This window comes from Xanthomonas euroxanthea (genome assembly GCF_900476395.1).
GTDB classification, from domain to species: Bacteria; Pseudomonadota; Gammaproteobacteria; order Xanthomonadales; family Xanthomonadaceae; genus Xanthomonas; species Xanthomonas euroxanthea.
The window spans coordinates 240860-250233 of the sequence record NZ_UIHB01000004.1; the positions used below are offsets into that span (position 1 = coordinate 240860).

At 65.0% G+C, this 9374-nt stretch carries 6 protein-coding genes; 2 read left to right on the top strand and 4 right to left on the bottom strand.

Translation table 11 applies throughout. The features are described from left to right. On the top strand, positions 1-729 hold the full coding sequence (locus CPBF1521_RS13460; protein WP_104584811.1) for a M23 family metallopeptidase: 729 nt from the start codon (positions 1-3) through the stop codon (positions 727-729). Between the two features lie 55 nt (positions 730-784). Here the strand turns inward: CPBF1521_RS13460 and CPBF1521_RS13465 are convergent, their stop codons facing one another. Further along, positions 785-1546 carry an SDR family NAD(P)-dependent oxidoreductase gene (locus CPBF1521_RS13465; protein ID WP_104584809.1) on the bottom strand — a complete coding sequence of 254 codons (762 nt, stop codon included), beginning with the start codon at positions 1544-1546 and terminating at the stop codon, positions 785-787. A 98-nt stretch (positions 1547-1644) separates the two neighbouring features. On the opposite strand from CPBF1521_RS13465, the gene CPBF1521_RS13470 reads away from it, so the two are divergent. Beyond that, the gene (locus tag CPBF1521_RS13470; RefSeq protein ID WP_167766618.1) at positions 1645-2622 is read left to right on the top strand and encodes a LysR family transcriptional regulator; all 978 of its coding nucleotides are present in this window, start codon (positions 1645-1647) and stop codon (positions 2620-2622) included. Positions 2623-2897: 275 nt separating this feature from the next. Here CPBF1521_RS13470 and fhuE read toward each other — a convergent pair whose 3' ends face one another. The 3 genes from fhuE to CPBF1521_RS13485 all read right to left on the bottom strand — a co-directional run bounded on the left by fhuE (position 2898) and on the right by CPBF1521_RS13485 (position 9135). Next, positions 2898-5090, bottom strand: coding sequence for a ferric-rhodotorulic acid/ferric-coprogen receptor FhuE (fhuE, locus tag CPBF1521_RS13475; protein WP_115677314.1), 2193 nt, complete (start codon positions 5088-5090; stop codon positions 2898-2900). 523 nt (positions 5091-5613) lie between these two features. After that, positions 5614-7614 carry a transketolase gene (gene tkt / locus CPBF1521_RS13480; RefSeq protein ID WP_104584804.1) on the bottom strand — a complete coding sequence of 667 codons (2001 nt, stop codon included), beginning with the start codon at positions 7612-7614 and terminating at the stop codon, positions 5614-5616. Between the two features lie 240 nt (positions 7615-7854). Then, on the bottom strand, positions 7855-9135 hold the full coding sequence (locus tag CPBF1521_RS13485; protein ID WP_181142079.1) for a dicarboxylate/amino acid:cation symporter: 1281 nt from the start codon (positions 9133-9135) through the stop codon (positions 7855-7857). Positions 9136-9374: the final 239 nt, after the last annotated feature.

Genomic DNA, 9374 nt, shown 5'->3' on the forward strand with positions numbered 1-9374 from the left:
ATGAAACTGCTGATGATGCTGGTGGTGGGCGTCTTGCTCGGTGCGGCCGGCTATTGGTGGCTGGAACGCGAGGCCCCGCAGGCAGCGGTGGCACCCACTTCTGCCACTGCGTCTGCGGTGGCAGCGCCGGCCCAAACGGCAAGCACTGGGCTAGCGGCATCCTCCGCTACTGCACCGGCTGCCGCTACACCGGACGTTGCCGCGTCGCCCTCCACCGGAACGGCAGGTGCCGCAGACGCGCCAGCCGTGGCGGCATCCGCGCCCTCGCCTGACGCTGCAAGTGCAGGTAGCGGCTTACTGATTCCGGTGCAAGGCATCAGCAGCGGCCAGCTGCAGAATACGTTTACCGACGCACGCAGCGAAGGCCGCGTGCACGACGCCATCGACATTCTTGCGCCGACCGGCACGCCGGTGATTGCGGTGGCAGACGGTACGGTCGAGAAACTGTTCAACAGCGAACGCGGCGGCCTGACCATTTATCAATTCGACCCGGCCGGCACGTACTGCTACTACTATGCGCACCTGGAGCGCTATGCCGACGGCCTAGCGGAAAAGCAGTCGATCAGGCGTGGCCAGATCATCGGCTATGTCGGCAGCACCGGCAATGCCGATCCTGCCGCGCCGCATCTGCACTTCGAGATCCATCGCCTGGGACCGGAAAAACAATGGTGGAAGGGAGAGGTCTTGAATCCCTATCCCGTGTTGCATGGCGATCAACCCCTGCAGTGATGCACGACGTGGCGATGCAGTCAGAGGCCTGCGCGTGATGCGCAGGCCTTCGCATTCAGATCAACATCCCGCCCGATACCTCGATGCGCTGCGCATTGATCCACCCCGTCCCCGGCGCAAGTAACGCAGCAACCACCGGCCCGATATCGTCCGGCAGTCCTGGCCGTCCCAGCGCCGTGACCGACGACACCATCGCGTTGACCTGTGCGTTATCGCGCACGGTCCCGCCGTTGAAGTCCGTTTCGATCGCACCCGGCGCCAGCGTATTGGCGCGAATGCCACGCGCCCCCAGTTCCTTGGCCAGATAACGGGTGAACACTTCCACGCCGCCTTTCATCATCGCGTAAGCCGATGCACCGGGCAGCGCGAAACGTGCCAGGCCACTGGACACATTGAGGATGCGTCCGCCATCGGCGATCAGCGGCAACAGCGCCTGGGTCAGGAAATACGGCCCCTTGAGATGGAGGTTGACCAGTGCGTCGAACTGCGCCGGCGTGGTGTCGGCGATGGCCGCATGCAACCCGGTGCCCGCGTTGTTGACCAGCGCATCGAACTGCGTGCGGTCCCAACCGGCCAGCACCTGCTTCAACTGCGCGGCGAATGCCGCAAACGACGCGGTGTCGGCAACATCCAGCGGCAATGCCTGCGCGCGGCGGCCGAGCTGGTGGATCTGCGCGACCACCGCAGCCGCCTCATCTGCCTGGCTGCGGTAGGTCAGCACGATATCGCTGCCGTCTGCAGCGAGCGCAAGCGCGGCATTGCGGCCCAGGCCGCGGCTGCCGCCGGTAATCAGGGTGATCGGTGTGGTGGTCGACATGGATGGACTCCGGTGCGTGTTGCATGCGATGTGGAGCGATCAACAAACCAGCCGTGATCGCGAGACGGGCGTGACAGCGCCTGACCGTGCCAAGACTATTGCGCTTGCCGCACCGCATAAATCAGTCCAACCTGATTGCACCGTTCAAGAACCTCGACCAATCGATGGACACCCTGGAGTCGCTGCGCGCCTTCCTGCGCGTGGCTGAGCTCGGCAGCTTTACGCGTGCCGCCGACACGCTGGGGCTACCCAAAGCCAGCGTCTCCACCGCCGTGCAGCGGCTCGAAGCCTCGCTCGGCACGCAACTCCTGCATCGCACGACGCGCCGCGTGCAACTCACCGGCGACGGCACCGCGTTCTACCAGCGCAGCCGCGACCTGCTCGACGACATGGACGAGTTGCAGAGCATGTTTCAGCGCGAACGCAGCCAGCTGCGTGGGCGCCTGCGGGTGGATATGTCCTCCGGCATCGCGCGCACATTCGTGATTCCCGCATTGCCCGGGTTCCTGGCGCAGCACCCGCAGCTGGAAGTGGAAATCAGCGGCACCGACCGGCGCGTGGATGTGGTGCGCGAAGGCTTCGATTGCGTGGTGCGCGTAGGCACGCTCGAAGACACCAACCTGGTCGCACGGCCGCTCGGTGCGTTTCGCATCATTAGCTGCGCCAGTGCCGGCTATCTCGCACGACGGGGCATGCCGCAGCGCCTGGACGATCTGGCACACCACGACCTGGTGCATTACGTGCCGACGCTGGGCCAGCGCTCGCCCGGCTTCGAGTACCACGACGGACACGCCTACCAGCTGCTACCGATGCGCGGGCCGGTCACGGTCAACAACGGCGATGCCTATCTCGCTGCGGCATTGGCGGGCCTGGGCATCATCCAGGCGCCGGCCAGCCCGCTGCGTCCGTATCTGGACAGCGGCGCACTGATCGAAGTGCTTGCCGACCTTGCATCGGAACCGATGCCGGTCACGCTGCTCTACGCGCAGCGTCGCCATCTGCCGCAACGCGTGCGTGCGTTCATGGACTGGGTTGCAGAGGTGATGGCGCCGCATCTGGAGCCGTTGCAGCCCTAGCCCGCCGTGGATGCGATTGCGGCACGTCGGCGCGCGTGCGGAAGCGGCCCTGCAGCACACCAACGCTGGCGGGACAGGCCATCAGCGCCTTGCGCACCAGATCGATTCCACTGAAGCACACCAGTTCCGGCATGCAGCGCAGGCAGTGCAATACGCGCAACAGACCTAGGATCGGCCTGCAGGCTACAGACAAGAAAACAGGCACCTGTTGCGAGGTGCCTGCATCGTTGCAGTGGCAGGCCAGGCGCTGAAAGCGCGCCCGGCCTGGTCAGCGATCAGAACGTGTAGTTGAAGGTCAGCATGCCGTTGCGCGATGCGCCCCATGCGCCATAGCCACCGTTGAACTGCGCGTAGTAGCGCTTGTCGAGCAGGTTGTCGACGTTGAGCTGCACCGAGAACTGCGGCGACAGACGGTAGCGCGCGAAGGCGCTGACCAGTGCGTAGGCGCCTTGCTGGAAGGTGCCGTAGGCCGGGTCCACGTAGTACGAGCGGTTCTGCCAGTTGACGCCGCCGCCCACGGTCAGATCGCTCCACGCACCCTGCGGGGTGTAGCTGTTGAACAGCTTGAGGGTGGTGCGCGGCAGATGCGTGTTGATCGAGGTGCCGTTGTCATCGCGTGCGGTGTAGTGCGAGACGCCGAAGGTGGTGTTCCAACCCTCGGTCACCCGCCCGGACACCTCGAAATCGAAGCCTTCGCTGACCACGCCGTTGGCGGCCTGGTACGCCGATTCACTGCTACCGGGCACGAAGCCGCCGGTGGCCACGCCCAGGTTGTCCTGCTCGATGCGGAACACCGCCAGCGAGGCATTGAGTCTGTCGTCGAACCACGCGGCCTTGACGCCGGCCTCGTAGCCCTTGCCGCTCAACGGATCCAGGTAGCCGCCATTGGCATCGCGCAGCGTCTGCGGATTGAAGATTTCGGTGTAGCTGACGTAGGTCGACCACACGTCGTTGATATCGTAGACCAGGCCGGCGTACGGGGTGACTTCAGTCTGGGTGTCGGAGAACGGCACCAGGCGTTGCGTGGTCGAATCGAAGTTGCGGCCATCGATCTGCCAATCGGTATAGCGCGCACCCACCAGCAGCGTCAGCGGATCGGCCAGCGAGAAGCGTGCAGCCACATAGGCGGCCTTCTGCTTGATGGTGCCGTCGCTCTGCACCGTGCGTGGGCTCCAGTTGGGTTCCGGGTACGCGCCGGTCCAGCCGAAGTAGCTGTCAAGTGCCGCCGGGAAATCGAAGGTGCCGTTATTGACGTACTCGCGGCGGTTGTAGCTGGCGCCGGCGACCAGCTGATGCTCGCGGCCGAACAGCTGGAACGGGCCTTCGGCATAGACGTCGGCACCATCGGCCTTGCGCTCGGTCAGGTAGTTGCCCGAGTACGGCACCACGCCGCCGCCGGTGGCGCGGTCGAACCCGAAGATCGTATAGAACGGATAGAACAGGTGATTGGCCGCTTCGGTCTTCTCGTGGCTCAGATTGGCCTTGAGGGTCCAACCGTTGTCGAAGCTCTGCTGCAGGCTGGCGAAGGTGCGCTGCAGGCGCGTGTCCCAGAACGTCCAGTCGGCTGCCGGGTTGAACGAACGATCGTAGCTCGTGCGGGTGCCATCGCTGTAGAACAGCGGGAAGCCGCCCCAGGTGACATCGTCCGATTCCTTCTTCTGGTACTCGTAACCCACGCTCAGCAAGGTGCTGTCGGTGAGGTCGGCGTCGATGATGGCCGAGCCGATCTTCTTGCGCAGGTTGTAGCGGTCCATGTCCGACTCGCCGTCCTGGTACACGCCGATCACCCGTGCGCGCACGTTGCCGCTGGGGCTGAGCGGCACGGTGACATCGGCCACGCTGCGGGTCTTGTTGAAATCGCCGCCACCCACCGACACTGTGCCGGTGAAGTCGCGGCTGAGCGCATGCTTGCGCACCAGGTTGATCGAGGCCGACGGATTGCCCGAGCCGGTGAGCAGGCCGGTGGCGCCACGCACCACTTCGACGCGGTCGTACAGCGCCACGTCCAGCGCCGAGTCACCGTAGCTCCAGGCCTGCTCCATGTAGGCCGGGATGCCGTCGAACTGGTAGTTGTCGATGTAGAAGCCGCGTGCGTAGAACTCCAGCCGCTCGCTGTCGCTCTGCGCCACCGAGATGCCGGTGACGTTGTTGAGCACGTCGGTGATGCTCTGCAGGTTCTGGTCGTCCATACGGTCGCGGGTGATCACGGTCACCGACTGCGGAATCTCCCGCAATGACAGGTCCATGCGCGTGCCGGCGGTGGTCTTCTCCACCGTGTAGCCCTTGGCCTGTTCCCCCTGCACGATCAGCCGGTCCAGCGTGGTGACCTCGGCATCGGGGGCGGCAGCAGGCGTCTCGGCCAGCACCTGGCCGGCGGCCATGGTGCACAGCGCGGCCAGCAGCGCGCGCGGCAGGACATGGCGGCGCGCGCCCACGGAAGCAAGACGCAATTCGGTACTACGGATCATCGGGGACTCCAACGCAGACGGGCCAGACCACGCGCTGCGAAGACGCCGCGCCGGCAACAGGGGGGGAACGCTGTGCCGGACCACCGGCAGCGCGCCATTTTAATGGGAATGATTCACATTTTAAACAGCCGGATTGACATTTTTTTAGCATCCGCTTGACACAAGCGAGCGCTACCTGGCTGTGGGGCCCGCAGATCGATCTGCATCCCCGCGGTCCGCCATCGCCATAGCGATCCACCAGCGCGGACCCGATCCGGCCGTCCCAAGGAGAGCAGCACGGCCCGTTTCGATGGACTGTCTGTCCAGACCAGGCAACCCCGTGCCGCCACGCATCGGGCACGATCCCAATCCGCCGATGCGGGATGCGCAGTTACAGGCGCTGACAAGGATCCGCGCATCAGCGCTGGCCGACGACGCGCACTGACGCGTGCAATGGGTCCGCTGCACGATGCCCCCCCTTTGCGCACGAGCCCCACAAAAAAAGCCGGCTTTCGCCGGCTTTCTTCAGGCAATACGCAAGGCCTTACAGCGCCTTGGCCGCCGCAACCACATGCTCGGCGGTGATCTTGAAGTACGCGTACAGCTGATCCGCCGGTGCCGAGGCGCCGAAGGTATCGATGCCGACCACGTCGCCATCCAGACCCACGTACTTACGCCAGAAGCCGGTCACGCCCGCTTCCACCGCCACGCGCTTGCGCACCGCATTCGGCAGCACCGACTCGCGATAGGCCGCATCCTGGCGATCGAATACATCGGTCGACGGCATCGACACCACGCGCGTCTTCAGGCCGGCCGCGTCCAGGGTTTGCTTGGCTTCCACCGCCAGCCCGACTTCCGACCCGGTGGCGATCAGGATCACGTCCGGCACGCCGCCTTCGGCCTCGGCCAGCACATAGCCACCGCGTTCGATCAGCTTGAGCTGCTCGTCGCTGCGCGGCTGGTGCTGCAGGTTCTGGCGGCTGAACACCAGGCAGCTCGGGCCGTCCTTGCGGGTGATGGCGGCCTTCCAGCTCACCGCCGATTCCACCGCATCGCCCGGGCGCCACACATCGTTGTTGGGGATGTAGCGCAGCGAGGCCAGGTGCTCCACCGGCTGATGGGTCGGGCCGTCTTCGCCCAGGCCGATCGAGTCGTGCGTGTACACATGGATGGCGTGGGCCGGATTCAGCGCACTCATGCGCACGCCGTTACGCGCGTAATCGCTGAACACCAGGAAGGTGGCGTCGAACGGAATGAAGCCGCCGTGCAGGGCCAGGCCGTTGGCGATGGCGGTCATGCCGAACTCGCGCACGCCGTAGTAGACGTAGTTGGCATTCGGGTCATCGGTGGCCACCGACTTGCTGGCCTTCCACAAGGTCAGGTTGGAATGCGCGAGATCGGCCGAGCCGCCGATCAGTTCCGGCAGCAACGGCGCAAACGCTTCGATCGCCAGCTGCGAGGCCTTGCGCGAGGCGATGGTCTGGCCGTCCTGCTGTGCCTTGGCGATATAGGCATCGGCCTGGGCGATGAAGTCGGCCGGCAGCTCGGCATGCGAGCGGCGGGTCAGCTCGGCAGCTTCGGCCGCATACTGCTTGCCGTACTTGTCGAACAGCTGCTCCCACTCGGCCTGACGCAGCGTGCCGGTGCCGTTGGCGCGCCAGCCAGCATAGATCTCCTCGGGAATCTCGAACGGGCCGTACGGCCATTCCAGCGCCTTGCGTGCGCCCTCGAGTTCTTCCTTGCCCAGCGGTGCGCCATGCGAGGATTCCTTGCCGGCCTTGCTCGGCGCACCGAAGCCGATCTTGGTGCGGCAGCAGATCAGCGTGGGCTTGTCGGTATTGTCCAGCGCAGTCTCGATGGCGGCCTTGATCTTCTCGGCGTCATGTCCGTCCACATCGCGGATCACATGCCAGCCATAGGCCTCGAAACGCTCCGGGGTGTTGTCGCTGAACCAGCCGGCGGTGTTGCCGTCGATGGAGATCTGGTTGTTGTCCCAGAACGCGACCAGCTTGCCCAGGCCCCAGGTACCGGCCAGCGAGGCGGCTTCGTGGGAAATGCCTTCCATCATGCAGCCATCGCCCATGAACACCCAGGTGCGGTGGTCGACGATTTCCAGCTCCGGGCGGTTGTAGCGCTGCGCCAGCAACTTTTCGGCCAGCGCGAACCCGACCGCATTGGCAAAGCCCTGCCCGAGCGGACCGGTGGTGGTCTCCACCCCGGGGGTTTCGCTGCGCTCGGGATGGCCGGCGGTCTTGCTGTGCAGCTGGCGGAACTGCTTGAGCTGCTCGATCGGCAGGTCGTAGCCGGACAGGTGCAGCAGCGCGTACTGCAGCATCGAGCCGTGGCCGTTGGACAGCACGAAACGGTCGCGGTTGAACCACTGCGGGTTGTTCGGGTTGTGCCGGAAGAAATCGTTCCACAGCACTTCGGCAATATCGGCCATGCCCATCGGCATGCCGGGATGGCCGGATTTGGCGGCTTCGACCGCATCGGCGGCGAGAAAACGGATGGCGTTGGCCAGCTGGCGGCGGGTGGGCTGGGTCATGGGCGTCTATGGAAGCGGAGGGGAACACCGCTGGAAGCGGAGACGCTTATTCTCCCACAGAGCGCGTTAGGGGGATGGGGAGTCGGGAATGGAGAATTGGGAATGGGGAATCGGATGCAGTGTTGCAGGTTGGCCGCTATCGCTGCTCGCACCGCAACTCTTCCCCCCGGTGTGGCATGACCTCCCATTACACGTACCGATCGCAACAGCCGGCTTTACCCATTCCCGATTCCCAATTCACTATTCCTCGCCCTTGGCAACCAGGGTCGTCAGCGCCAGATCGCCGGTCACGTTCAACGCCGTCCGGCACATGTCCAGGAAGTGATTGACGCCCAGGATCATGCCGATGCCGACCGGGTTGACCCCGACCATCGCGCAGATCAACGCCACCACCGGCAGCGAGCCGGAGGGCACGCCGGCGGTGCCGATGCCGCCCAGGATGCACACCAGCATCACCATGAACTGCTGGCCCAGGCTCAAGTCCACGTTGAAGAACTGCGCCAGGAAGATCACCGTCACCCCTTCGAACAAGGCGGTGCCGTTCTGGTTGGCGGTCGCGCCCACGGTCAGCACGAAGCGCGACACCCGCGGCGGCAGGCCCATCTCGTCGGCCACGCGCAGGGCGGTCGGCAGGGTGGCGTTGCTGGAGGCGGTGGAGAAGGCCATCATCGTGGCCTCCTGGGTCTGCCGGAAGAAGCCGATCGGCGAGCGCCCGGCGAACTTCACCGCCAGCCCGTAGCTGACCACCATGTGCAGGCCCAGCGCCAGCACCACCACGCCCACGTAAGCGCCCAGACGGATCAACAGATCGAAGCCGAACAGCGCGGCCAGGTTGAACATGAAACAGGCCACCGCATACGGCGCCAGCCGGATCACCAGGCCGATCAGGGTCATCGAGATTTCGAAGATGCCTTCGATGCCGCGCTTGAGCGTGGCCACTTTTTCATCGGCGGTCAGCACCATGCCCACGCCGAACATCACCGCAAAGAACATCAGCGACAGGATCGCACCGTTGCTGGACGCCGCAGCGATCACGTTGCTAGGCACGATCGACAACAGCATGTCCATGCCCTGCGGCTGGGTGCCGGAGCTGGAGATGATTTCGCGGGTGCGCTCGGCGTTCTGCTGGATCAACTGGTTGGCCAGTTGCGGATCCACGCCCGCACCAGGCCTGAGCACATTGACCAACACCAGCCCCAACAACACCGCCACGCCGGACAGCACGATGGTGTAGCCCAGGGTGCGCCACCCCACCCGCCCGAGCGCGCGGATGTCGCCCATTTCGGAAATGCCCATCACCAATGCCGAAAACAGCAACGGCACGATCAGCATGAAGATCAGATTGAGGAAGATCTGCGAGAACGGAGTGGTGACGTACCTGGTCACCATACGCACCCAGTCGGCATCGCTGCCCGCCAGGTAGTAGACCGCCAGACCCAGCAGCAGACCGACGGCGAAGCCAATGCCCATCTTCCAATGCAGGGGCAGGCCCGGGCGGCGCGCGGCGGGGGATGCAGTCATCTGGTCAGGCCTTGATCTGGACACAAGCTCCGGAGCTTAACAAACGCCATCGACGCGGCCACCTACCCGGCCGGCCGCCATGCGCCCGCCCGAGGGTAGGTGTCTCTCACAACATCAGGTGATGCAGGCGTTGGAGCGGGCGAGGCCCCTGCGACCAGCCCGCGGATCAGCCGCGCTGCAAGTGCTCTATCCGCAGTGCCCAGGCCTCATCGGGACGTAACGCGTAAGGCAACGAATCC

Coding starts and splice junctions, on each gene's coding strand:
- CPBF1521_RS13485 (WP_181142079.1), bottom strand. CDS start 9,135: ATGACTGCATCCCCCGCCGCGCGCCGCCCGGGCCTGCCCCTGCATTGG.
- fhuE (WP_115677314.1), bottom strand. CDS start 5,090: ATGATCCGTAGTACCGAATTGCGTCTTGCTTCCGTGGGCGCGCGCCGC.
- CPBF1521_RS13460 (WP_104584811.1), top strand. CDS start 1: ATGAAACTGCTGATGATGCTGGTGGTGGGCGTCTTGCTCGGTGCGGCC.
- CPBF1521_RS13465 (WP_104584809.1), bottom strand. CDS start 1,546: ATGTCGACCACCACACCGATCACCCTGATTACCGGCGGCAGCCGCGGC.
- tkt (WP_104584804.1), bottom strand. CDS start 7,614: ATGACCCAGCCCACCCGCCGCCAGCTGGCCAACGCCATCCGTTTTCTC.